This is a genomic window from Bacillus sp. TL12 (assembly GCF_022625245.1).
In the GTDB taxonomy this organism is placed as follows: Bacteria; Bacillota; Bacilli; order Bacillales; family Bacillaceae_G; genus Bacillus_A.
In genome coordinates, this window is the sequence record NZ_JAJJBY010000149.1 from 1 (window position 1) to 1,408 (window position 1,408).

Below are 1,408 nucleotides of genomic sequence, written 5' to 3' on the forward strand. Positions count from 1 at the left end.
AGATCCTAAAAAGTGGCATAAACAGGATACTACCTGGGCATTGAGCCTTTTTGGAACAGCAATTGGAGCAGGAGTACTCTTTTTACCTATTAATGCAGGTTCAGGTGGTTTATTATCATTACTGTTAATTACCCTACTTGCATATCCTGTTATGTATTATTCACACAGGGCGCTTGCTAAAATGATATACGCTTCCAATTCTGCTGATGAGGGGATTACAGGTACAATAAGAGAATATTTCGGAAATAAGGCAAGTCTAATTTTTAACATAGTATATTTCAGCTCAATTTATACAATCGTACTGATGTATTCGGTTGCACTTACAAATACTGCAAGTAGTTTTATCGTGAATCAATTGCACATGAAAGAGCCTCCAAGGGCTATTTTATCACTTGTATTAGTACTCGGCCTTATAGCTATACTAAATTTCGGTCAAGATATCACTGTAAAAATAATGAGCATGCTAGTATATCCTTTCATAGCTTCTCTACTTTTTATCGCAATATCTTTGATTCCACAGTGGAATACGTCAATGCTTAGTTTTTCAAGTGTTTCTTCTGCTTCAACAGGAACAGGATATTTCGGAACAATATGGATGATACTACCAATCATAGTATTCTCATTTAATCATTCTCCTCTTATTTCGTCATTTGTTATGAAGCAGAGGGCTACCTATGGAATAGAGGCTACTGATGCCAAATGTGCTCAAATACAAAAAGTTTGTTATATCATGACATTCGTTGTTGTTATGTTCTTTGTTTGGAGCAGTGCACTGAGTTTGACTCCCAATGATCTTATGATGGCAAAAGAACAGAACTTGTCAATCCTATCATATCTTGCTAATGAGCTTAATTCGCCAGTAATCACTATTGCAGCTCCTATCATTGCTTTTGTGGCCATAACAAAGTCGTTCCTTGGCCATTATATAGGAGCATATGAGGTAATGCGTGATATGATTATCAAGTTCGGTAAAACACGTGGAAAAGATATAGAAGAAAAAACAGTTAAAACAATGATCCTTACTTTTGTCGTGTTAACATGCTGGTATGTTGCTTATACAAATCCAAGTATTCTTGGACTCATTGATGCACTTAGCGGTCCGTTAGTTGCTGCTATCTTATGTCTATTACCAATGTATGCGATTCGTAAAGTACCAGTACTAGCTAAATACAGAGGGAAAATGAGCAATGTATTTGTCATTGTTGTAGGTGTACTTACTGTCCTAGCAAGTATTAAATCATTATTCTAATTCACTATTGTTAGTTCTGATGCAAAAATAGTGGGATATGAAAAAAGAACGAAAGATTCCTAGCGGAGTTGAATTTTATGTTGTTAAACCAAAGAGATCATGGATAAGATATATCTGTTTTTGGACAGACTTCTCACCTTGGAGAGTTTGTCCTTTTTT

General features: G+C 35.6%; 1 protein-coding gene and 1 pseudogene. One reads left to right on the forward strand and one right to left on the reverse strand.

The genetic code is table 11. From position 1 onward, the window contains the following. A partial coding sequence (locus LOK41_RS28125; RefSeq protein WP_241819373.1) for an aromatic amino acid transport family protein occupies positions 1–1,249 on the forward strand: 1,249 nt, incomplete at its 5' end. 75 nt (positions 1,250–1,324) lie between these two features. Here LOK41_RS28125 and LOK41_RS28130 read toward each other — a convergent pair. Next, positions 1,325–1,408: pseudogene (locus LOK41_RS28130) on the reverse strand (IS6 family transposase); the annotation flags it as partial.